Here is a 22,442-nt window from a genome sequence, read left to right as displayed (position 1 = left end):
TACTGAGCATACCAATGCTTTTAATGCTCGCAGGCATTCCGCTAGCTTCCCTTTTCTTTTGGTACAAAGACAAGTTCAGCGTCAAATCGTTGTTTCTGTATATTGGAATTATAACTCCTGCTTTGACTATTATTCTCTTTGATTATTTTTTTTAGTAACCGGCAGCACCGCGAATATTCAATTACATACGGTTTTTGATTTTAGTATCTTCGCGCTACCATTAAATGCCTTATGACTACCGATAATTACGATACAATATCAGAACTTTCTCCTAAAGACAGGTACGACTATTTTATAAACAAGATTGCCGACAATCAGGAACTTTGGACATTAATTGATCCCGATGGCGTATTTGCTTTATTTGAAGTGAACAACACTACCGTTATCTCATTATGGTGTGATGAAGCCCATATAGAAAGCAACCTTACTCCTGACTGGGCAGACTGTATTCCGTTTAAATTAGACATTGATGCCTTGCAGGATATTCTTATACCGATCGTAAGGCAGAACAATTACGGTATTAATGTATTCCCTGTAGACAGCAGGATTGGGTGTGTAGTTACATTAAGTGAGTTTGTTATCGATATCAATCGGTATTTGTAAATCTTTAAGGTACTTCTTAAGATAAATATCATCCTGAAAATACTACAAATTTATATTCTGGAAAAATATACTTTTGTACCCGCCAACTCAAACAAACATGAAAAAAATTTTAATGCTGCTTTTTACTGCGCCACTATTTGTTAACTGCAGCTCTACTGATGTGCTGACAAATAATGAAATAGAGTCTGCTTTGCGAAAATCGTTTCAGGTAAAAAGTGACAGTATTGCCATGGCGGTACGAACAAACGAGAATAGTACCTATTATGTTTTAGGTTCAGAGGATTTTTACGCACATCTCAGCAAGAAAACAAAACCCTTAAAAGACATATACTGGAGTCCAAAGATACAGTCTGAGGTAGTAGTTATGGACGAGTTTCATGTCACTCAGGACGGTATTAAAAATCATGAACTGCATTCTGATAAAAATGGCTATACGCTGCATTTTGCCAATACACAAAAAGAGTCTTATGTTTCAATCCTGAAAGTACATGCTAATGAACAGCAGCACTATCTGCTGGCTGTAGTGTATGGCCTTACCGGAAAAAAATGGAAGATAGATAAGGTAGTGCCTGTACGCTATTCTTTCTTTGGATATAGCGCTGACGATATGTATGAATTAGCAAAAGAAAAAGAAGCTAAGGGATTTACTGTTGATGCATTTGTATTTGCTAATGGCGCGCTCAACTTAATTATTAACGGCGGAAAAGACTTTGTTTTCGACGGAGAATCTGAAAAAAAGGATTACCGAAATAAACTGTTTAAACAATTGGAATCCCGCCACGGAAAATTCCCCGTTAATATACAAGACACGAATCCTGCATCTCAGCTACTTGCTTTTGATATGGCTTACTATAAAAAAGGCTTATACACAGCAGTACATTATGGCAGCTGGATTCCTATGGACAATGTACCTGACCTTACTACAGAATATGTAAATGTAAAAGTATACATTCAAGACAATTTTCCTGACCTTGACAGAAGCCAGCCTTATATTTTTTACAGAGCTTTTGCCCAGGTGCCGGGCAGCAATGGCAGATATGGCATGTACGGCTTTCTGGATGAGAACGGTAAGGCAAAATCGCGTAAGAGATAATATCCTAAGTGATAAAAGGCAGTTGGCATCATGTACATTTCAGAAAGAGAAAATTACGTTTCTGAAAATAAGGTATGCCTCACAAACCACGTCCCTACCCGGTACATTTCTCCTAAAGAGACAGAATGATTACCTAACTGTTAAATATGCAACAAAATAACCTCAACTCCTGCTTCGGCGGGAGTTTTTGTTGCCATATTCTTCAAAATATTTTATTATATTTACTATATACACATTAAAAACACTGAGGTTTTTAATTAACGGTAATTTTTTACGAATTTAATATGCGTGCATAATAAACATTTTGTATATTTGAAAAACAATATCCTATGAAAGAGAAAACAATAGACTACGCGCTGAGGGCTACATGGCAGGCAGTTTCAAGAATGTATAACGAAGAAGCCTCAAAGTACGGTGCCAGCATGTCGGTAGGATTTGCTTTACTGTCCATTGATAAAGATAATGGAATACCATCTACAGCACTTGGGCCGCAAATGGGCATGGAGCCTACAAGCCTTACTAGGACATTGAAGTCGATGGAAGAAAAAGGACTAATAGTAAGAAAGAAAAACCCGGTTGACGGCCGTGGCGTATTGATACACCTTACCAAGCTGGGCAAAGAGAAAAGAGAGCTGTCGCGCGACAGGGTGCTTAAGTTTAATGAAGTGGTACGCCAGCATGTTTCTCAGGAAAAACTGGAGAGCTTTATGGAAGTAGCCGATATAATAAATGAGCTGATATCTGAAAAGCTGATATTTAACAACGATAGTAACGAACCAACTGAATAACAAACAAATGCGGAGGTTTTGACGATTTAGCCAGGGCATCCGCCAAACTAAAAAAGAACAAAATAAATGAAACGCACTATTAAGAAGGCTGCCGTAATAGGCTCCGGCATCATGGGATCGGCAATTGCCTGCCATTTTGCAAATATAGGTGTTGAAGTGCTTTTGCTGGACATCCCACCAAGAGAACTTACCGAAGCTGAACAAAAAAAAGGACTTACGCTGGACAACAAAGCTGTAAGGAACAGGATAGTTAACGAACACCTTGCTAACTCCCTCAAATCCAAACCCTCTCCTATTTACCACCAAAAGTTTGCCGAAAGGATTAAAACAGGTAATACCGAAGACGATATGGCAAAAATTGCCGACGTAGACTGGATTATCGAAGTTGTTGTAGAAAGGCTTGACATTAAGCAGAAAGTTTTTGAACAGGTAGAAAAATACCGTAAACCCGGAACGCTTATCACATCAAACACTTCGGGTATTCCTATCAACTTTATGAGCGAAGGCCGCAGCGAAGATTTCCAGAAACACTTTTGTGGTACTCACTTCTTTAACCCGCCACGCTACTTAAAACTTTTTGAAATTATACCAGGTCCGCAAACTTCTACTGAAGTATTGGACTTCCTAAATAACTACGGGGAGAAATTTTTAGGCAAAACAACTGTTGTTGCAAAAGATACTCCTGCCTTTATAGGCAACCGTATAGGTATTTACGGAATCATGAGCCTTTTCCACCAGGTGAAGGAAATGGGCCTTACGGTAGAAGAAGTAGATAAACTTACAGGTCCGGTTATTGGCCGCCCTAAGTCGGCTACCTTCCGTACCGTAGATGTTGTTGGCCTTGATACCCTTGTACACGTTGCCAACGGTATTTATGAGAACTGCCCTAACGACGAAGTACACGAACTGTTCAAGCTTCCCGGCTTTATCGATACAATGATGACCAACAAATGGCTTGGCAGTAAATCTGGACAGGGATTCTACAAAAAAGTAGACAAAGACATTCTTACCCTTGACCTTGATACCTTAGAATACCGTCCGGGTAAAAAGGCATCATTCGCTACACTGGAACTTACCAAAACGATAGAAAACCCTATAGATCGCTTTAAAGTGCTTATTAAAGGTACTGATAAAGCAGGAGAATTTTATCGCAAGAACTTTGCAGGTATGTTCTCTTATGTCTCTAACCGCGTTCCTGAAATTACAGACGACCTTTATAAAATAGACGATGCCATGAAAGCCGGTTTTGGCTGGGAGAATGGCCCGTTTGAAATTTGGAATGCTGTAGGCGTAGAAAAAGGGCTTGAGCTTATACAGGCCGAAGGCCTTACTGTTGCACCGTGGGTTAGCGAAATGCTTTCCAGCGGAAGCAAAAGCTTTTACTCCCTTAAAGAGGGTGTTAAATACTACTACGACCTTAAATCAAAATCGCAGATCAAAATTCCGGGGCAGGATGCATTCATTATCCTGGATAACATCCGTGAAACGAAAAAAATATGGAGCAACAGCGATGCAATCATCCAGGATCTGGGCGATGGTATCATCAACCTGGAGTTCCGCTCAAAAATGAATACTATAGGCGGCGGTGTGCTTCAGGGCATTAACAAAGCCATAGACCTTGCCGAAAAAGAATATGACGGACTCGTTATAGGCAATCAGGCAGCCAACTTCTCTGTAGGTGCAAACATCGGGATGATATTCATGATGGCAGTTGAACAGGAATATGATGAGCTTAATATGGCTATCAAAATGTTCCAGGATACAATGATGCGCGTTCGTTATTCTTCTATTCCTGTAGTAGTTGCACCGCACGGTATGACCCTTGGTGGTGGATGCGAAATGAGCATGCACGCCGATAAGGTTGTTGCTGCCGCAGAAACATACATCGGGCTTGTAGAATTTGGCGTTGGGGTTATCCCCGGTGGTGGAGGATCTAAAGAGATGGCTTTAAGGGCATCTGATACCTTCCGTAAAAATGACGTTGAGCTAAACGTGCTGCAGGAGTATTTCCTGACCATTGGTACGGCCAAAGTTTCAACTTCTGCCTACGAGGCGTACGACCTTGGCATCCTTCAGAAAGGAAAAGATGTTATAGTGGTAAATAAAGACAGGCAGATTGCCGAAGCTAAAAAACACGCTAAGTTACTTGCCGAAGCAGGCTATACGCAACCGGTACTCCGTAAAGATGTAAAAGTACTGGGCAAACAGGCACTGGGTATGTTCTTAGTAGGGACTGACAGTATGGAAGCCGGACACTACATTTCTGAGCACGACAAGAAAATTGCTAACAAACTGGCTTATGTTATGGCCGGTGGCGACCTTTCTGAACCTACACTGGTTACTGAGCAGTATCTTCTTGACCTTGAAAGGGAAGCTTTTTTATCGCTTACAGGTGAAAGAAAGACTCTTGAGAGAATTCAGTTTATGCTAACTAAAGGGAAGCCGCTAAGAAATTAAAGCCTCCTAACCCCAAATGGGGAATTAGAGGAAGTAGATTCCGTTCTTGAACTTTTTGCATATAATAATATAAATCCTATTTACCCCTAATAGGAGTTCCCCCTTTGGGGGCTAGGGGGCCAATATGAAAACAGCATATATAGTAAAAGCATACAGAACAGCCGTAGGCAAAGCGCCTAAAGGTGTGTTTCGCTTTAAAAGGCCTGACGAACTGGCCGCTGAAACCATACAGTTCATTATGAATGAACTGCCTGATTTCGACAAAACAAGAATTGACGACGTAATGGTAGGTAACGCCATGCCGGAAGCTGAGCAGGGATTAAACTTTGCACGACTTATCTCTCTTATGGGACTTAAAGTTGATGATGTTCCCGGAGTTACCGTAAACCGTTACTGCGCATCGGGGTTAGAAACTATTGCTATGGCGACTGCAAAAATACAATCAGGCATGGCCGAGTGTATTATTGCCGGAGGTGCTGAAAGCATGAGCTATATTCCAATGGGTGGTTACAAACCGGTACCGGATTACAGAGCGGCCAAAGAAGGCCACGAAGATTATTACTGGGGAATGGGCCTTACGGCAGAAGCTGTTGCAAAACAGTTTAATGTATCGCGTGAGGACCAGGACTTATTTGGATATAACTCACACCAAAAAGCGCTTAAAGCCCAGGCTGAAGGCAAATTTGACCGCCAGATAGTGCCTATCACTGTTGAGCAGGTGTATGTAGACGAAAATGGTAAAAAAGCGACCAAAACATATACGGTAACTAAAGATGAAGGCCCAAGGGCAGATACTTCTTTAGAAGCTTTAGGCAAGCTTAAACCTGTATTTGCTGCCGATGGCAGCGTTACAGCAGGTACCTCATCGCAAATGAGCGATGGCGCTGCCTTTGTAATGATAATGTCGGAAAAAATGGTGCAGGAACTTAAGCTTGAACCTATCGCCCGTATGGTAAGCTATGCAGCTGCAGGTGTCGAGCCAAGGATTATGGGTATCGGTCCGGTAAAAGCCATCCCGAAAGCACTTAAAATGGCAGGGCTTCAGTTAAACGATATTGAACTATTCGAACTTAATGAAGCGTTTGCATCGCAGTCACTTGCTGTGGTTCGTGAGCTGGGCATTAACCCTGATATCGTAAACGTAAACGGAGGTGCAATCGCATTAGGCCACCCACTGGGTTGTACCGGTGCTAAGCTATCAGTTCAGTTATTCGACGAAATGAAACGCCGTGGCAATGAAGGCAAATATGGTGTGGTCACCATGTGCGTAGGAACCGGACAGGGTGCTGCCGGGGTTTACGAAATACTTTAGCCCCCTAACCCCCAAAGGGGGAATTACAAAATATGCATACGACAACTAATAATAACTAAAACCCTGTTACCCCTACAGGAGTTCCCCCTTTGGGGGTTAGGGGCTGATTATGGCAGAAATAGCAAATTTAGCACGTGGAGGTCAGTTTTTAGTTACTGAAACTAAAAGCGAGGACATTTTCACGCCTGAAGATTTTTCGGAAGAACAGATAATGATGCGTGACGCGGTTAAAGAATTTGTTGACCGTGAAATATGGCCTAATAAAGAACGTTTTGAGAAAAAAGACTATGCACTTACCGAAGAAACCATGCGCAAAGCGGGAAACCTTGGTTTTCTGGGCGTAGCGGTTCCTGAAGAATATGGCGGTCTTGGTATGGGCTTCGTTTCTACCATGTTGGTTTGCGATTATATTTCAGGGGCAACAGGTTCATTTTCAACTGCTTTTGGTGCGCATACAGGTATTGGTACAATGCCTATTACTTTGTACGGAACTGAAGAACAAAAACTTAAATATGTACCTAAGCTTGCTTCGGGTGAATGGTTTGGCGCGTATTGCCTTACTGAGCCGGGCGCAGGATCTGATGCAAACTCAGGAAAAACCAAGGCGGTACTTTCTGAAGACGATACACATTACAAGATTACAGGCCAGAAAATGTGGATATCTAATGCGGGCTTTTGCAGCGTGTTTATTGTATTCGCAAGAATTGGTGATGATAAAAACATTACAGGTTTCATCGTAGAGAATGACCCGTCTAACGGAATCTCTCTTGGTGAAGAAGAACATAAACTAGGTATACGAGCGTCTTCTACACGCCAGGTATTTTTTAACGATACTAAAGTACCGGTAGAAAATATGCTTTCAGAAAGAGGCAATGGCTTTAAGATCGCTATGAATGCGCTTAACGTAGGCCGTATTAAACTGGCTGCTGCCTGCCTTGATGCCCAGAGAAGGGTAACATCGGCTGCTGCCAAATATGCTAACGAGCGTGTTCAGTTTAATACCCCTATTGCTAATTTTGGCGCTATACGTGCTAAACTTGCAGAGATGGCTACCAACTGTTATGCAGGCGAAAGCGCATCGTACAGGGCTGCTAAAAATATTGAAGACCGCATCCATGCGCGTGTTGCCAATGGGGAGTCGCATCAGGATGCAGAGCTTAAAGGTGTTGAGGAGTTTGCTATTGAATGTTCTATCCTCAAAGTAGCAGTATCTGAAGATGTGCAGAATTGTGCAGACGAGGGTATCCAGATCTTTGGCGGTATGGGCTTCTCTGAAGATACTCCTATGGAAAGTGCCTGGAGGGATGCAAGGATTGCGCGCATCTATGAAGGTACGAACGAGATCAACCGTATGCTATCAGTAGGTATGCTTGTTAAGAAAGCTATGAAAGGACACGTTGACCTTTTAGGCCCTGCAATGAAAGTTGCCGAAGAGCTTATGGGTATTCCGTCTTTTGACACTCCTGACTACTCTGAACTTTTTGCAGAAGAAAAAGAAATGGTGGCCAAGCTGAAAAAAGCGTTCCTTATGGTTGCAGGTTCGGCAGTACAAAAATATGGCCCTGCGCTTGATGAGCACCAACAATTGCTAATGGCGGCGTCTGATATCCTTATCGAGATCTATATGGCAGAATCGGTACTGTTACGTACCGAAAAACTGGCTAAGAAAAAAGGTGCTGACAGCGTGAAAGAACAAATCGCAATGGCGCAGCTTTACTTATATAAAGCAGTAGACATTGTAAATAGTAAAGGTAAGGAGGGTATCGCTTCTTTCTCTGAAGGTGACGAGCAGCGCATGATGCTTATGGGACTTAAGCGTTATACAAAATACAATAATATGCCTAATGTAGTGGCTTTGAGAGAAACCATTGCAGCTAAAATCGTAAGCGAAGGACACTACGCTTATTAATAATTTCAGTTTTTAGTTTGTTTCGAACCCTGCTTTACGGCAGGGTTTATTTTTTTAGTAAATTAAAAATCATTTATGTTTCAGTCATTGAGAATAACGAAGCACCTTCCCTTAGTCCAATCCGACTATTAATATTTGCTATAACATTTCAATACCGATATTAAAAAACTAAAACCCCGCAATATATTACATTGCGGGGTTTTATCATAATTGCCTAATTGGATATTAGTCCAGGGGCGGATTTTTTCGCCTTAGTAAATTCAGTGCTATCATCACTATGGCCACAACAAGTAACAAGTGAATAAATGCACTGCCCACGTGATAGGCAAAACTACCCAGCGCCCAAATGACAACCAGTATAACGGCAACTATATATAATAAATTTCTCATAGCAATTTTTTAGTTTGTTATGCTTTTATAGCATCTACTTTTTCTTTAGCCATCTTAGCATGCTCAAGATGTTTGTTTAGCTCAGGAAGCATATTAGCAGCCCACATTCTTACGTCAGCATCTTCAGCTTTTTCAGAAGCTTTCTGCATTTTTTCGATCATTTTCTCGTGGCCTTCTACCATTTTATCAGTATATGCCTTATCAAAATCATGACCTGTTTTGTCATTAAGTTCTTTAAATGCATCCTGTCCTTTTTCAGTTAACGAAGCAGGCAGGCTAACGTTTTTCTTAGCAGCTGCAGCTTTAAGGTCAGCAAGTGATTTTGTGTGGGCATCCACCATCATTTTACCAAGTGCTTTTACATCTGCATTAGTACTTTTTGTCTGAGCCAGTTTACCAAGTTCAATTTCTTTCATATCTACTTCAGCAGCAGCAACAAGGTAATCAGAGTCTTTTTCTTTATCCTCATCTACATTGTCAAATTTTGCTTCGTTTTCATCTTCGGCAACTTCTTTAGGATCCTCCTGTTTTGGCTCCTGCTTACAAGACTGCATTCCGAAAGATAATGTTACTACAGCTGCTCCAAGAAGCGCTTTACTAAATAGTGATGTCCTTTTCATAATAGGGTAAGTTTTTGATGTTATAATTTGTTCTTTACGAAATTAACACATAAAATAGCGCGCTCCTGTTAGCGATATCACAATACAGTGTTAGCAAAATATTAAAACAACAATTATCTTCCTTTAAAAACGAAATGAATTATAGGTTTTATTTAACTGTTGCCGGATGCTTAAAAAAGCATAGTTTTGCAGTATAATTTCCACAAATGATAAACCCATCAGCAAGCGGCTGGATCGCTAAGTTTTTTGCCCAACTAAAAAACAAGCTTCCTGTTTATGCCAACTCCCACGATTTTTACAGATCGGTTAGGGATAGCGGGTTTATATATGGCCATGTGGTGTCTTTTAGCAATATAGATGCAAAGGAAACCAAAGGATGGACCACTGAAGAAATTACAAAAGTCGCCCTGCTGAATACCCTTTATGACGTTTACAGGCTGGTAAACAAAACAGATGAACATCAGGTTTTTATAGACAGCCTAATCACTTTCTATAAAGAAATGACACCCGAAGGTTTCGACTTCTTTAAGAAAGTACTGCCTGCATCATCAAAAAGCCATCAGCTGGAAGAAATATTAGATGAGCGAATCCAAACGAACGATAATATCTTAAGCCGAAGCTTTTCGCACATACTTACTAATGCCTTATTGTTTATGGATGTTTTGGCGTATCGCCAATATCTTATTAATGAAGACATTCCTCAAAAGTATCTTAAGAAGCTTGAGGAAACGGTAATGAGTATCGTGTCGCTGGCGTTAAAAACGAAAGAAGAAAGATCTACATACGATGAACTGCTCATCAAGCTGTTTGAATCATCTGTACGCTATACAAAATTCTCAAAAATAGATACCGATAGCCTGGAGAAGCTGGAGCTTGACTACTTCGCTTCGAAACCCGAAAAGAATTATCTTCTGGATATGGCCGGAATGGCGATTTGGAGCGATGGCAAAGCCCAGAAAACCGAAATTGAATTTCTCTATAAACTGTCAGAACAGATGCAGATGCATGATGACATTGCTGCCGAAAGTATCGCTTCGTTTGACGTTTTTATTAAGCTGAACCGCAAAGGGCTGCCCTTTTTCAGATATAGCAATCCTGTAAAGCATTTTTACGACCATGCCTCGCAAAACGTTATGCTGCTCATTAACCGAAACAAGAACAGGTTAATAAAAGAGTTGTCTAACAACGGCGAACTAATGCTGCTGCTTACGCATTCTACCCACCGCAGCCTTGACGAAAAAGAAAAGAAAAAAATTAAAAAGCAATTGCTTGAGATTTGCAAAACGGTTCCTTCGCTTACTATTTTCTTATTGCCGGGCGGCAGTTTATTGCTTCCGCTTCTAATTAAATTTATCCCTCAATTGCTGCCAACGGTTTTTAATGAAAACCTTGACAATGAGTAAGCCTGAAAAGAAACCTTTTATAGTATGGATGATCTTAGGCGCATTATTCGTGTTCCTGAGCATATTTGACTAATAAAAAACCGCTCCTTTACGGGAAGCGGTTCTCTTATCAAAAATTAAATAAAGAGTATTAAAATTGAAGCTGGTGTACTTTGTCCAGATCGCCATTATCGCAAAAATTAACCCCAAGGTCTTTTACGATACCGCTATCAAGTCCGTAAACCCAACCGTGCAGGCATAGCTCCTGACCGTTTTTCCATGCATTCTGAACAATAGAGGTCTTAGCCAGGTCGCTTACCTGTTCTTTGACGTTAAGCTCTACAAAAGCATTAAACCTGTCAGTCTCATCCAGTATAGAATTCAGGTAGGTGTGGTGATGCCTGTAAACATCCTTAATGTGCCTTATCCAGTTATCAATCAGCCCTATTGAATGGTTACCCATTGCTGCCTTTACACCACCACAACCATAATGTCCACAAACTATAACATGCTGTACCTTTAGCACATTTACCGCATAATCAAGAACACTAAGCATGTTCATGTCTGAATGGATAACCATATTGGCAATGTTTCTGTGTACAAACACTTCACCCGGCTGCGCACCAATAACTTCGTTAGCAGGGACGCGGCTGTCTGAACATCCTATCCATAATAATGGCGGCGACTGCCCTTTCGCCAGTTTTGCAAAGTATTCAGGGTCTGTATTCAATTTAGTTTCAGACCATACTTTATTATTATCAATTATCTTTTTATAAAATTCTTCAGCACTTGTATGTACGTGGTCGTGTATATCTCCCATAGTATATCTTATAAGGTATCTGCATCTGCAGAGGTATTTTCTTTATCAATTTTATTCTTTCTTTCCTTGTGTTCTACAAACACATTTTGCTTTCCTAAAGCGGAATTCTCAAGTTCGTACGCTTCTTTGAACCCCCTTAGTTTTACTTTTATATTCATTTCTTTTGCCTTAACATCCCTGAACTCTTCTATAAGATCAAGCACATCATGGGCAATATAAACCGTGTCAGACGCATCTATAACCACTTTTGAGTTTTCGGGTATACTGTTTAAAGTAGTTTTTATGGCCGCTTTATTAAGAAAAGATACTTCCTGCGCCAGGTCAATATGGATTATATCGCCTTCGGCATATTCTTCTTTCCTGAAATTATATGCCCTTTTAAGATTACCTCGCAAAATGAATATTACGCTTATTATCATACCTAGTGCTACGCCTTTAAGCAAGTCCGTAAACACTACGGCCAATAAAGTAGCAATAAATGGTATGAACTGGTATTTGCCTTTATGCCAAAAGTGCATAACTGTTGCAGGTTTAGCCAGCTTATAACCCACAAGTATAAGTACCGCAGCTAGTGTTGCCAACGGAATCTTATTGAGCAGTGCCGGAATGGTAAGCACACATATAAGCAGCAGTACACCGTGCAGTATTGTAGATGCTTTAGTCTTTGCACCTGCATTGGCATTAGCCGAAGAGCGCACCACTACAGATGTCATTGGCAGGCCGCCCAGCAGCGAACTGATCATGTTGCCTATACCCTGCGCTTTAAGCTCGTTATTGGTATCAGTATAGCGTTTTTGCACGTCCATCCTGTCTGAAGCCTCAATGCATAGGAGTGTTTCTATAGAAGCTACTACCGTAATGGTAGCTGCAGTAATCCATACTTCTACATTGCGGATCACAGAAAAATCAGGAGTAACAAAAATACCTTTAAATTCTTGAAAAGATTGCGGCACAGGCAGCTTTACTAAGTGGGTCTGCACAATTTCCAGCCTGCTGTCGGTCCTTATAAAAATTTCATTCAGGATAATGCTAACTATTACCGCTACCAGCGCACCCGGCACTAATTTCAGTTTCTTTAATGCAGGAACCTTATCCCAAAGTATTAGTATAGTGATAGACGCTACCGTTATGAATATAGCCCCTAAATGAAAATAGTTTAGCGCTCCTAATACTGAGGAGAATGTATTACCACCGGCAGCCTCAACAAAAGACTCATCGCCTTCAAAGTCGGCGTCAAAGCCTACAGCATGCGGCAGCTGCTTAAGGATAATAATGATACCAATACCCGCGAGCATACCCTCAATAACATTAGACGGAAAGTAATTTGAGATGCTTCCTGCCCTAATGAATCCAAGAATTAACTGGAAAACACCTGCTAGGAACACACTAAGCAGAAAGGCTTCAAAAGAGCCCAACGTTGCAATTACAGTAAGCACAATTGCCGTAAGACCTGCAGCAGGACCCGAAACGCTGATATGCGATTTGCTGAGAAAGCCTACTACAATACCACCTATTATACCCGATATGACACCGGATAACGGAGGTGCATTAGAAGCCAGCGCGATACCAAGGCACAATGGTAACGCTACTAAAAATACCACAAGACCAGATGGAAAATCGGTCTTAAGGCTGCCAAAAAGAGTTGTCTTTTTTGTCATAACCGAAAAAAAATATAAATACAATTATGCTGTCAGGTGCACAATGCACCTGCTCAGCTGCCAAAAGGGCGACAAGTTGATTTATACTATATTCGGTGGTGGTGAGTGTATCTCCCCCGAAACATTGTTATGCTTGGCATCATCAAAAGAGATAACAGCAGAAGTTTTCTTTAACGGAATAAAAAAAGGTAAACGCAATTCCGTGTATGTGGGACCTGCCTTTACCTCATTTATATTTTTTTGTATTTCTTCTTCTGTAAACCTGTAAGCCATAGACATATCAGTATCTTCCTGAAGCAGGCTCACAATAGTAGGAGCTGCTAAAAATGTCAGGAATAGCACTAATACTATGTTTACAATAATTTTCATAATGCAGCAAATATACATATAAATATATGCAAAATCTGCACTTAAAACAGCTAACAGTTAAATTTCTTCTTCACTCCATGCTTTCATCATCCACATGGTTTTTTCCTGTTCTTTTATAAAGTCGCTCATCATAGAATTCGTTCCTTCGTCGCTTATCTTATCGGTCTCATCAAGTATTACCCTTTCTATTTTAAGAAGATCGGCAATTGAGGCAATAATAAGGTGTACTGCATCTGTATCTTTAGATACGTTCTTACCTACTTCGAGCCTGTTGTTTTTAATATAGTCTTCAAAAGTATGTAGTGGTGTTCCGCCAAGGGTAAGCACACGCTCTGCAATAAGGTCTATCTTAAGTTGTGCGTCGTTGTATAATTCTTCAAACTTTACATGAAGGTCAAAAAATCGCTTTCCTCGGATGTTCCAGTGTATACCTCTTAAGTTTTGGTAATACACCTGGAAATTAGATAACAGTATATTAAGTTCTGCTGCAATTACTTCTGTTTCTTTTACCGGCAATCCCAGTATATTCGTGGCTTCTGTTTCTTTTTTCGTTTTCATGATATATTATTTTGTTTTTGTCGATGTAAGTTTTATAGCATAAATTTAAATAAAATTAATAATTTATGATATAGGAAATATCAATAGTTTTTATAATTTTATCATAAAAATCTATATAATGACTATTACCCAACTCCACTATGTACTTGCCGTTGCCGAACACAAAAACTTTACGCTTGCTGCCGAAAAATGTTTTGTTACCCAGCCTACGCTTAGTATGCAGATCCAAAAGCTTGAAGAAGAACTGGATATACAAATATTTGACCGAAGCAAAAAGCCGATTCAGCTTACTGATGTAGGCCAGCAGATAGTTCAGCAGGCAAAAAACATAGTAAATGAGTCGGGTCGTATTAAAGATATCGTAGACCAGCAGAAAGGATATATAGGCGGCGATTTTAAAGTGGGCATTATACCTACCGTAATGCCAACTTTGTTACCAATGTTTATAGCCAACTTTATAAACAAATACCCTAAAGTAAACCTTATCATAGAAGAGCGCCCAACAGAAGAGATCATCAAAATGATTAAGAACGGCCAACTGGATGCCGCTATTGCCGCTACGCCGCTTAACGAAGAAACCATCAAGGAGATCGTTTTATATTACGAGCCTTTTGTTGCCTATGTACCGGAGAGCAATCCTGCCTTTCAAAAGAAAGAATTTGAAGTTGAAGACCTTGAAGCTAACCTGAACAATTTGTTGCTATTACAGGACGGCCACTGTTTCAGAAACAATGTGCTAAACATCTGCAAAGCGACATCGCTGATTACAGAAAATCATTTCCAGATAGAAAGCGGAAGTTTTGAAACCATGGTACGATTAGCTGATGAAGGCTTGGGTATGACCCTGCTGCCCTATCTGCATACTCTCGACATGGACAGCAAGCATAAAGAAAAACTTCGTCAGTTTAAAGAACCGAAACCGTCTCGCGAAGTAAGCCTTATCTATTCTAAAAAAGAACTGAAGCTGCATATTATAGAAGCATTGAGGAGTACCATATCAGGAGTGGTTAAAGGAGCCATCGCATTCCAGAATGTAGAGATAACGAGTCCGCTGCATAAAAAGACAAACTAGTTAAAATAAGAATGGAGCCCTAAGGCTCCATTTATTTTTTATTGCTCAACATACATAAGGCAGGCTTTTAATTCTGGTTTTTCAACTGTAAAGTTATTAAGCCATTCTATAAGTTGTTCAATTTCATAAGGTAAAAGTATTTTAATTGCTTTTTCCACTTCCTTACAAAATAGTTTCGGGTCAAAACTAACGCTTTCCAAAATCGTTTTTGTGTAGCTAAACATAGGTCTGGTCATGATATAGCAAGTTGTATTTTTTAAGTTACCGGTGATAAGAACGAATATGTAAATGTAACAAAAATATATTGCGAAATCGAAATAGTTTTGAAAATTAACAACGATTTCTATTAAATACAATAATTTATTAACAAATCATTAAGACTTGAAAGCCCTTAGCATTTCTCGCTTTCCGGGTGGCCCCGCAATTTTTTCTACTGTAAAACCTGCTTCAATCATGGCTTTTTTGATAACTGTTCTGCATGCATACGTTACAAGAATACCTTCTTTTTTCAATGAAGCGTACATACGTTTAAAGATGTCGACAGTCCATAATTCCGGTTGGTAGTGGTAGCCAAAAGCATCAAAATAGATCAGGTCAAAAACCTCATTATCATCTATATCCTGAAAAAACTGCTGCCTTTTAGTCAATGTGAAGTCAGGAGATAATACAACCGGCTCCCCCCAATCTGAAATATGCATCTTTTCAAAATCTTCTTTTTGCTTTTCAGCATTTAACTCTGTAACATAGTTTAGCTGCAGGCTTTCCTCACTAACCACCGGATAAGCCTCCACCCCGGTATAATGTATTTGCTGCCCCGTTTTCACAGTTTCAAGATATGTTATAAAAGCGTTAAGCCCGGTACCAAAACCTATCTCCAAAACAGCAATGGGCTGTCCTTTTGTTAAGGCCAGCCCACTTTGTATAAATACATGATATGCTTCACGTATGGCGCCAAACTTAGAGTGATAGCTCTCTTTCATTTCGGGAAGGTAAATAGTTACCGATCCGTCGCCTGTGGTTATAATTTCTCTTTTCAATTATTTGATATAAAGTTTTTTGATACGTGGTATAGGCCCCTCACATTTTTGCTCGTGGCATTTTACACATGTAGAAACAGCATCATTAAAATGTTTTTTGGCATTAAGCGAATCTTTATAAATAAGCTCCTGAGCTTTTAGAAACTTTGCAGCCTGCACTTTAAAAAAAGCATCATTCTCACTTTCATCGGTCATTGCCGAAGCATGGATCTTTAAAAAATGCTGCGGAAAGTTACCTATAGTATCTCCGGTTGCAATACGTTCCTTTAACCTCATGTTGTCTACATACATCTGCTCCATAAGGGCAGCCATTTCAGACATCTTATACATTTTAAACTCCTTTTTTGCAGGCGCTTTTTGTACCGGTAGTGCCTTTACGGCTTCCGTTTCTTTTTTGCAGCCTGCAGCCATAAAGGCAGCAGCAAGGAACATAACTAAGTAATGCTTCATTATTTGCTGATTAAAACGCCATCGGCCATGAATTTATACTCAAATTCAGGCTCGGTTATTTTTGCGATATCAGCTTCAGATTTTCCGCCGTCTTTAGCATAATGCCTTAGCTGCGCAACTGATGTTTCGCTCACAAAAGCCTTTCCGCTGATTATAGCTTCCTGGTCGGCAGCATTAAGTGGTACAAAAAAGGCATAATCTTTAAACTTCACGAAAGACTCTTTACCTCCGGGCAGCTGCAATGCCATCCAGCATCCTTTTTTCTGGCATACGGCATTTACCTTAGACTTGAATTTTACATTAAGCGTATCTCCTATTTTAAGCGACTTGTATTTTTTCATCATCTCTTCTTTAGAGATAGCCTTATCGGCAAGTATCTTATCGCCAAAAGAAGCATAGTCTACTTTTACATCTTTAACAGGCGCAGCTTCTACGACATCAAAAGCTTTCTCTTTGGTTTTTATTACTTGTGGAGCTTCAGCTTCCTTAACTGTTTCAGTCACAGCTACGGTATCGGCTACAATTGCACTTGTATCAGCAGGAGTTTCTGTTACAGTCGTTTCTTCAGTAGTAACTTCTGATTCTTTATTTTCTTGGCATGCCGCTAGCAATATCACGACAGCAGCCATTACAATTGATTTTCTCATTATTTAACGAAAATTTGGTTTTATGTGACAAATTTATGCAGAAACTTCGAGCCCGCAAGTTCTTGAGATTTATTTCGCGTTTTTATTGCACTTTCTTTCAGCGATTTAATTTATAGCCGTTCAAAATTATTCTAAAAGAGGATTAACAGCACATTTTTTAGTAAGTTTGCAATAACACGACTACACATATTAAACACGAAAACAAAATTTAATGAGTAATAACGCTACTAACGATATTATCATCAACAAGGCTGAAAATTCTAAAATAAGCACTGTAGATTTTGAAAACCTGCCATTTGGCAACACCTTTACAGACCACATGCTTATTTGCGACTTCAGGAATGGAGCGTGGGAAACACCCGTAATTAAACCCTATGAGCCATTTTTGATAGACCCTTCTGCTAAAGTATTCCACTACGGACAGGCTATTTTTGAGGGCATGAAGGCTTACAAAGATGAAAATGATGATGTATGGCTTTTTAGGCCTGATCAGAATTTTGACCGTTTTAACAAATCGGCGATAAGGCTTGCTATGCCCGAAGTTCCCGAAGAGGTTTTCATTGGCGGACTTAAAAAAATACTTGAGATAGAGAAAGAATGGGTTAAAAAAGGAAAAGGCAATTCTCTTTACATCCGCCCTTTCATGATTGCTATAGGGTCTGGAGTCATTGCTGCTCCATCTACACAATACCGCTTTATGATCATACTTTCTCCTGCTAAATCATATTATTCAGGCGAAGTAAAAGTTATCATTGCTGAACATTACAGCCGTGCTGCAAATGGAGGTATAGGCGCTGCAAAAGCTGCAGGAAACTATTCCGGACAGTTTTACCCAACAAAACTGGCTAATGAAGCAGGTTTCCAACAGGTTATCTGGACAGACGATGCTACTCATACAAAACTTGAAGAAGCGGGCACAATGAATGTATTCTTCAGGATAAATGACACCTTATATACTGCACCTACAAGTGAGAGGATTCTTGACGGAGTTACCCGCAAAAGCCTTATTGAACTTGCTGCACGCGAAAACGTTAAGGTAGAAGTACGATCGGTACTTGTGTCAGAACTTATTGAAGCCGCAAATGATGGTTCGCTTAAAGAAATTTTTGGGGCAGGAACAGCCGCAGTTGTTAATCCTATTATTGGCTTTAGCTACCAGGATAAATACTATGAACTCCCTAAACAGGAAAACAGCATAGCTTTAGAACTAAAGGATAAACTGAATAACATACAATACAAACTAGCCGAAGACACCTTTGGGTGGACGGTAAAGGTTTAGTAGTCAGTATTTAGTACTCAGTCTGCCAAGCGATTAATATAGCAAGTGGTTAGTAAACGGTTTAGCTGTATACTGGCCACTTTTTAATTTATAGAATTACGTAAACTACTTCAGTATTTCCTCAAAATTTGGTTTAAAGTAATTTGGCCCTTTCATCACTTTGCCGTCTTCGCGGTATAAGGGTTTTCCATCGGCTCCCAGTTTACTCATGTTGCTGCGCTGGATCTCGTCAAATACTTCTTCAATTTTATACTGCAGCCCGTGGCTTATTATCGTGCCGCATAAAATGTACAGCATATCGCCAAGTGCATCGGCAATTTCTACAAGGTCATCGTTTTGTACGGCTTCAAGGTATTCCTCATTTTCTTCTTTCATAAGGTTATATCGCAGCATATTAACGGCTTCGCCCAGCGATGCCTTAGGCAGCTCGCTTACCCCTACCCCAAAAGAAGTGTGAAATTCTTTTACAGAGTCTAACTGTTTCTTCATTTTTATAAAATTTGTGCACTAAAAATAGCTAAAAATAAAGGCATACTATTGTACATTTGCAAAAAAGATTTCAACATGTTTACGACAGGCCAGATGTACTTCGCGTTATTTTTTATAGTAGTTTTTATCATTGCTATGATCTATGTGTATCGCAAGGATCTTTTACTACACAAGAAATATTACAGAGGCAGTTATAAAATATTATTGTGTTTTCTGGCGTTCATCGGCGCACTGTTTATCGTAAAAATATTCCTAAAGGAATAATCGTAGGAAAATTTAGTTACTTTTTTATACAAAATCCCCATTGATGGGGATTTTTTTTTAAGTATACTTTAAGATATTTGCAGATAATACTACCAATAAAATTTTACACACACACAAAATGGAGAATGAGAATCCGGAAATTACAGGTGCTGTATACACTGTAAATTCAACAAACAGTTATTTTGATAATCAGGAAATAAGCCTGAAAATTTATCTTCGCGAAGAGCCAACTGATAATCCTTATGCCTTTAAAGCATTTGACATTTCGCAAAATGACAAGGGTACGCAGTATAACGCTATCTTTGTCAACGTTCAAAATATTAACACATCTTATGAAACACCGGCGTCACTGGGCGAGCATTCGTATGATTGTGCACTAAGCAATTTAACGCAGCTTAGCAGTATGCCCGGATATTCGGCATTTGATTGCGTAACAAAAGATGATGCAATTGTGATAAGCCTGTATAATTTCACAGCTGATCCTGCCGAAATCCAAAGCTATGCCGAAGCGTTGTTTGAAATGGTAAAAGAATTGGTTACACGTGTTATTACTGTAGGAAACTTTCAGGAAAACCTTAATATAATATCAGGTACTACTCCAAAAAAAACAGGTGTAAGCCGTTTTCACAAAGCCTAACTAATGATAAAGCCTTATCCGAAACTTTTATTATGCCTGCTGATACAATTATTGGCAGTTTCTGTTTATTCTCAATCCAGATATGAATATATGCTGGATATTGAACATATTATAAAGAAAAATCAATATGAGATAGCTGAATCGCAGTTCAAAAAAATTGACGAAGCATCGTTGTCTAAAACGGATAAGGCATTATATATTTATTTAAAAGCGGAACTGTTATGTAGTAAAGATATTTATACTGAGGCGTATAACAACTATTTATTGTCAAAAAAGATGTTCTTGGCAATTGACAGTACAGATAGGGCAATGGATATTAATCTTAATATTTATAATCTAATTGTTTCAAGGGAAAATTACAGCAAATCGTATAAGAAATATTTTGATGAATATATTGCTTATGCTCACAAAACGGGAGATTCTACAAGGATAGCCAGAAGCCTTATGCTTAAAGCAGAGATTGCATATGACAATGACCGTCCAAGAGAAAGCCTTAAAAACATCAGGCAGGCAATTGCTATTCTACTAAAGATACATAACACCAAACTGGCAGTACAGTTAAACTCTTATCTTGGTGTTATCTATAACGAAAAAATCCACAAACCGGATTCGGCCCTTTATTATTACAGAAAAGAACTTGAAGCAATCAAAGAATACGGTACTGTAGATGAATTATGCAATAACTACATCAATCAGGCCGGTGCGTATTATTATTTGCATGATCATAAAAAAGCTATAGAATACCTCAAACTTGCCGATGATCTTCCTTTTAGTGGATATAAAGGTACAACACGACAGGATATTTCTGAATTCCTGTACTTAAATTATGATGCCCTTGCCGATTATCCTAATGCTTACAAGTATCTTAAGATCAACAAAAAAATAACCGACAGCCTTAGCGTTAAAGATCAGGCCATAGCCATTGATAAAATTGAGACAAAATACAGGACTAAAGAGAAAGAACTTGAAAACACTATTCTTCAGGGAAAAGTAAAAACCAGCCGTATCTTAATTTACGGTATTATCCTTGTACTGCTTGCTATTGTAGCCATAGCTTTACTTATGATAAAAAATGCAAGGAGAAGAGAAAAAATATCGCTTCAGGAAAAGCTTATAGAACAGCAGAAGTACGAAAAAACATTAAAAGAATATGAGCTTAACAGTATTGATATGATGCTGGAAGGCCAGGAAAAAGAGCGTCAGCGCCTGGCAAACGACCTTCACGATAATCTGGGGAGCATGCTTGCCACTCTTAAATTTAATTTCGAAAACCTTAAGCTTAGAAAAATGGAGCTTAGGGATGAGGAAAACAAACTATACGATCGTACAGACGAACTTATTGAAGAAGCCTACCAAAAAGTGCGTGGTATTGCTCACGCAAAAAATGCAGGCGTGCTGGCAAGCGAAGGGCTTATACCGGCAATCCAAAAATTAGCAGAAAAAATATCAATCCCGAACAAGTTACAGATACAAGTTGTGCCTTTTGGGTTTAATGAACGATTGGAAAACACTCTCGAAATTGCTATCTTTAGGGCAGTGCAGGAAATGGCAACCAACATAATAAAGCACTCTCAGGCCACCGAAGCAACCATACACCTTACCGATCATGAAGACAATATAAACATCATGATTGAAGACAACGGGGTTGGGTTTGACAGCTCAAAATTAGATGCCGAAAATGCAGATGGAATGGGGCTTCAGAATATTAAGAAAAAAATAGTCCAACTGGGAGGAACACTTGAAATTGACTCTACACCCGGTAAAGGAACAACGATAATAATAGACATACCTGTAAAGAATGATTAACGTAGTTATAGCAGAAGATCACCAGTCGCTCATAGACGGGATTAAAATATTCCTCGAATATGAGGACGACATAAAAGTTGTTGGCGAAGCTAACGATGGCGAAAGACTATTGGAAGTTGTAAGACTAAAAAAACCTGATGTTGTGCTTACAGATATCCGCATGCCGAAGATGGACGGCATTACCGCAACGAGAGAACTTAAAAAAGAGTTTCCTGACTGTAAGGTAATCGCTTTTAGCATGTTTGAACAGGGAGAAGCCATCCAGCAGATGCAGGATGCGGGTGCGTCTGGCTACATCATGAAAAACTCTTCATTAAAAATCGTGCTTGCTGCCATAAGGGCAGTCATGACAGGTGAAACTTATTTTGACTCCCAACTAAAAAACAATACTAAAGCCGAAAACAACGTGCCTCTGAGCAAGCGTGAACTTGAAATTGTAAAGCTTATAGGTGAAGGAAAAACATCGCAGGAAATATCTGAAATACTCTTCATTGGCAAAACAACTGTTGACACGCACAGAAAAAATATTTTAAAAAAACTTAGCCTCCAGGGCAAAAGTGAACTGTTGCGCTACTCAATGGAAAAGAAATATGATTTTTAAAAATCAGGATACATAAATTGTTAAAAATACCCACTTATGGGTATTTTTTTGCTTTTGAAAATAACAGTACTTTGTAGCAAACTAACATAAATGCTAACCGCATTAACCATGAACACTTCAGTAAAAATTACAACATTAGTACGCAAAACGTTTCTAAGCAGGATTTTCCGACGCAGAAAAACAGCTTTTGCAAAACAAAGG

General features: G+C 39.4%; 23 protein-coding genes. 12 read left to right on the top strand and 11 right to left on the bottom strand.

Going from position 1 to position 22,442, the window contains the following annotated elements; genetic code table 11:
• The first annotated feature begins 231 nt into the window (after positions 1-231).
• The 6 genes from R1T16_RS16990 to R1T16_RS16965 all read left to right on the top strand — a co-directional run bounded on the left by R1T16_RS16990 (position 232) and on the right by R1T16_RS16965 (position 8,162).
• Positions 232-603, top strand: coding sequence for a DUF2750 domain-containing protein (locus R1T16_RS16990; protein ID WP_317502332.1), 372 nt, complete (start codon positions 232-234; stop codon positions 601-603).
• Positions 604-700: 97 nt separating this feature from the next.
• The gene (locus R1T16_RS16985) at positions 701-1,696 is read left to right on the top strand and encodes a hypothetical protein (protein ID WP_317502331.1); all 996 of its coding nucleotides are present in this window, start codon (positions 701-703) and stop codon (positions 1,694-1,696) included.
• 329 nt (positions 1,697-2,025) lie between these two features.
• The gene (locus tag R1T16_RS16980; protein WP_317502330.1) at positions 2,026-2,484 is read left to right on the top strand and encodes a MarR family winged helix-turn-helix transcriptional regulator; all 459 of its coding nucleotides are present in this window, start codon (positions 2,026-2,028) and stop codon (positions 2,482-2,484) included.
• 66 nt (positions 2,485-2,550) lie between these two features.
• Positions 2,551-4,941 carry a 3-hydroxyacyl-CoA dehydrogenase/enoyl-CoA hydratase family protein gene (locus tag R1T16_RS16975; RefSeq protein WP_317502329.1) on the top strand — a complete coding sequence of 797 codons (2,391 nt, stop codon included), beginning with the start codon at positions 2,551-2,553 and terminating at the stop codon, positions 4,939-4,941.
• A gap of 124 nt (positions 4,942-5,065) precedes the next feature.
• The gene (locus R1T16_RS16970) at positions 5,066-6,253 is read left to right on the top strand and encodes an acetyl-CoA C-acyltransferase (protein ID WP_317502328.1); all 1,188 of its coding nucleotides are present in this window, start codon (positions 5,066-5,068) and stop codon (positions 6,251-6,253) included.
• Between the two features lie 109 nt (positions 6,254-6,362).
• Positions 6,363-8,162, top strand: a complete 1,800-nt coding sequence (locus tag R1T16_RS16965; protein WP_317502327.1) for an acyl-CoA dehydrogenase family protein — start codon at positions 6,363-6,365, stop codon at positions 8,160-8,162.
• 225 nt (positions 8,163-8,387) lie between these two features.
• Here R1T16_RS16965 and R1T16_RS16960 read toward each other — a convergent pair whose 3' ends face one another.
• A complete protein-coding gene (locus tag R1T16_RS16960; protein ID WP_317502326.1) occupies positions 8,388-8,552 on the bottom strand; it encodes a lmo0937 family membrane protein in 165 nt (54 codons plus the stop codon).
• A 17-nt stretch (positions 8,553-8,569) separates the two neighbouring features.
• Complete coding sequence (locus tag R1T16_RS16955) at positions 8,570-9,172, bottom strand: DUF4142 domain-containing protein (RefSeq protein ID WP_317502325.1); 603 nt, start codon at positions 9,170-9,172, stop codon at positions 8,570-8,572.
• A gap of 206 nt (positions 9,173-9,378) precedes the next feature.
• On the opposite strand from R1T16_RS16955, the gene R1T16_RS16950 reads away from it, so the two are divergent.
• Positions 9,379-10,575, top strand: a complete 1,197-nt coding sequence (locus R1T16_RS16950) for an LETM1-related biofilm-associated protein (protein WP_317502324.1) — start codon at positions 9,379-9,381, stop codon at positions 10,573-10,575.
• A 130-nt stretch (positions 10,576-10,705) separates the two neighbouring features.
• Here R1T16_RS16950 and can read toward each other — a convergent pair whose 3' ends face one another.
• The 4 genes from can to R1T16_RS16930 all read right to left on the bottom strand — a co-directional run bounded on the left by can (position 10,706) and on the right by R1T16_RS16930 (position 13,959).
• Complete coding sequence (gene can, locus R1T16_RS16945) at positions 10,706-11,374, bottom strand: carbonate dehydratase (protein ID WP_317502323.1); 669 nt, start codon at positions 11,372-11,374, stop codon at positions 10,706-10,708.
• Positions 11,375-11,382: 8 nt separating this feature from the next.
• Entirely contained in the window at positions 11,383-13,032 is a 1,650-nt protein-coding gene (locus R1T16_RS16940; protein WP_317502322.1) for a SulP family inorganic anion transporter, read from the bottom strand.
• A gap of 81 nt (positions 13,033-13,113) precedes the next feature.
• Positions 13,114-13,401: a hypothetical protein gene (locus R1T16_RS16935; RefSeq protein WP_317502321.1), complete on the bottom strand. Its 288-nt coding sequence runs from the start codon at positions 13,399-13,401 to the stop codon at positions 13,114-13,116.
• A 57-nt stretch (positions 13,402-13,458) separates the two neighbouring features.
• Positions 13,459-13,959 carry a DNA starvation/stationary phase protection protein gene (locus R1T16_RS16930; RefSeq protein WP_317502320.1) on the bottom strand — a complete coding sequence of 167 codons (501 nt, stop codon included), beginning with the start codon at positions 13,957-13,959 and terminating at the stop codon, positions 13,459-13,461.
• Between the two features lie 118 nt (positions 13,960-14,077).
• Between R1T16_RS16930 and R1T16_RS16925 the strand changes: the two genes are divergently transcribed.
• Positions 14,078-15,031 carry a LysR substrate-binding domain-containing protein gene (locus tag R1T16_RS16925; RefSeq protein ID WP_317502319.1) on the top strand — a complete coding sequence of 318 codons (954 nt, stop codon included), beginning with the start codon at positions 14,078-14,080 and terminating at the stop codon, positions 15,029-15,031.
• 38 nt (positions 15,032-15,069) lie between these two features.
• On the opposite strand, the gene R1T16_RS16920 is transcribed toward R1T16_RS16925, so the two are convergent.
• The 4 genes from R1T16_RS16920 to R1T16_RS16905 all read right to left on the bottom strand — a co-directional run bounded on the left by R1T16_RS16920 (position 15,070) and on the right by R1T16_RS16905 (position 17,165).
• Positions 15,070-15,267 (bottom strand): hypothetical protein, encoded by a 198-nt coding sequence (locus tag R1T16_RS16920; protein ID WP_317502318.1) that lies wholly within the window; start codon positions 15,265-15,267, stop codon positions 15,070-15,072.
• Between the two features lie 138 nt (positions 15,268-15,405).
• On the bottom strand, positions 15,406-16,068 hold the full coding sequence (gene mnmD, locus R1T16_RS16915; RefSeq protein ID WP_317502317.1) for a tRNA (5-methylaminomethyl-2-thiouridine)(34)-methyltransferase MnmD: 663 nt from the start codon (positions 16,066-16,068) through the stop codon (positions 15,406-15,408).
• The gene (locus R1T16_RS16910; RefSeq protein WP_317502316.1) at positions 16,069-16,518 is read right to left on the bottom strand and encodes a hypothetical protein; all 450 of its coding nucleotides are present in this window, start codon (positions 16,516-16,518) and stop codon (positions 16,069-16,071) included. It lies immediately after the preceding gene.
• Positions 16,518-17,165 carry a DUF4920 domain-containing protein gene (locus R1T16_RS16905; RefSeq protein ID WP_317502315.1) on the bottom strand — a complete coding sequence of 216 codons (648 nt, stop codon included), beginning with the start codon at positions 17,163-17,165 and terminating at the stop codon, positions 16,518-16,520. The genes R1T16_RS16910 and R1T16_RS16905 overlap by 1 nt, the downstream gene beginning before the upstream one ends.
• A gap of 211 nt (positions 17,166-17,376) precedes the next feature.
• Here R1T16_RS16905 and R1T16_RS16900 point away from each other — a divergent pair, with 211 nt between their 5' ends.
• Entirely contained in the window at positions 17,377-18,444 is a 1,068-nt protein-coding gene (locus R1T16_RS16900) for a branched-chain amino acid aminotransferase (protein WP_317502314.1), read from the top strand.
• Between the two features lie 105 nt (positions 18,445-18,549).
• On the opposite strand, the gene R1T16_RS16895 is transcribed toward R1T16_RS16900, so the two are convergent.
• Positions 18,550-18,933 carry a nucleoside triphosphate pyrophosphohydrolase family protein gene (locus R1T16_RS16895; protein WP_317502313.1) on the bottom strand — a complete coding sequence of 128 codons (384 nt, stop codon included), beginning with the start codon at positions 18,931-18,933 and terminating at the stop codon, positions 18,550-18,552.
• Positions 18,934-19,315: 382 nt separating this feature from the next.
• On the opposite strand from R1T16_RS16895, the gene R1T16_RS16890 reads away from it, so the two are divergent.
• Genes R1T16_RS16890 through R1T16_RS16880 form a run of 3 tightly spaced genes read left to right on the top strand, consistent with a single transcriptional unit; the run spans position 19,316 to position 22,241 of the window.
• Complete coding sequence (locus R1T16_RS16890) at positions 19,316-19,834, top strand: hypothetical protein (protein WP_317502312.1); 519 nt, start codon at positions 19,316-19,318, stop codon at positions 19,832-19,834.
• Positions 19,835-19,837: 3 nt separating this feature from the next.
• Complete coding sequence (locus R1T16_RS16885; protein ID WP_317502311.1) at positions 19,838-21,640, top strand: sensor histidine kinase; 1,803 nt, start codon at positions 19,838-19,840, stop codon at positions 21,638-21,640.
• Positions 21,633-22,241, top strand: coding sequence for a response regulator transcription factor (locus R1T16_RS16880; protein ID WP_317502310.1), 609 nt, complete (start codon positions 21,633-21,635; stop codon positions 22,239-22,241). Before R1T16_RS16885 ends, R1T16_RS16880 begins: the two co-directional genes overlap by 8 nt.
• The last annotated feature ends 201 nt before the right edge of the window (positions 22,242-22,442 follow it).

It is taken from the genome of Flavobacterium sp. DG1-102-2, from assembly GCF_033042555.1.
In the GTDB taxonomy this organism is placed as follows: domain Bacteria; phylum Bacteroidota; class Bacteroidia; order Flavobacteriales; family Flavobacteriaceae; genus Flavobacterium.
This window is presented reverse-complemented; position numbering and strand designations above follow the sequence as displayed.